This is a genomic window from Psychrobacter sp. 2Y5, from assembly GCF_051847375.1.
Classification (GTDB): domain Bacteria; phylum Pseudomonadota; class Gammaproteobacteria; order Pseudomonadales; family Moraxellaceae; genus Psychrobacter.
On the sequence record NZ_JBPYDA010000033.1, the window covers coordinates 1 to 894 of the forward strand.

The window sequence follows — 894 nt, forward strand, 5'->3', positions numbered from 1 at the left end:
AGATCAAAAATGCACCGGAAGCTAAGAAGTCTGGTGTACAGTCATTGAACGTCAATGTTGCACCGTTAAATAAAGTCTATAACACCACTACACGTGACTTTGATTCAACCGATGATAGCGTCATTGCACGAGCAGATCTTGCTTCAGAATCAGAACCAGGTGCAGGTGATGGCCTACTAGGTAAATTATCAATCACCACCTCAGGTGAAGGCGACAAAGATGTTGCCGGATCAAACGGCTTCAAAAGCCATGATGATAGTACAGAGGTTTCAGCACTAGGCCAGAAATTACCCTTAACCTATACCTCAGTATATAAAGACTATGAAGATGACATGCGCATTGGTCACATTGATGGCAATGCAGTGCTTGCTTTAAATCCAACTGATCCAGCTAAACTACCAGTGAATGGTGTTGCCGTAGTCGGTAATGCAACCCAAGCCGCTAATATGCCAAATGAAGGAAAAATAAACTATAGTGGCGATGCGACCTATCGTCAGCTAGGCTTAAACAATGACATAGAATTTGGTAAATCAGCCTTTACTGCCGACTTTGTCGCGAAGAGATTAAAAGGTAACTTGGCGTTCGATAAGGCGGGTAAGATTGGTCTAACAGCAGCTATTAATGGTAACCAATTTTCAGGTAATGCCTCTGACAACGCCGGCTATAACACTGAAGGTGGATTTTTTGGTGGTGATGCTCAGTACCTAGGCGGTGTCTACGAAGGTAATGGCGCTCAAGGTACTTATGGTGCTAAGAGTGACAAGCAAACGGCCGCTGAACAAACAGCACAAGATGCGCAAGCACAAGCCGCTGCTGCTAATAAAGCGCTAAAAGACGCTCAAGCACAAGCCGCTGCTTCAACTGCTGCTGCAAATAAAGCCAAAGAAGATGCTG

Annotated in this window: 1 protein-coding gene; it reads left to right on the forward strand. The window is 44.7% G+C overall.

All coding sequences use genetic code 11. The features are described from left to right. A partial coding sequence (locus ACS8E3_RS13005) for a transferrin-binding protein-like solute binding protein (protein ID WP_439244757.1) occupies nucleotides 1-894 on the forward strand: 894 nt, incomplete at both ends.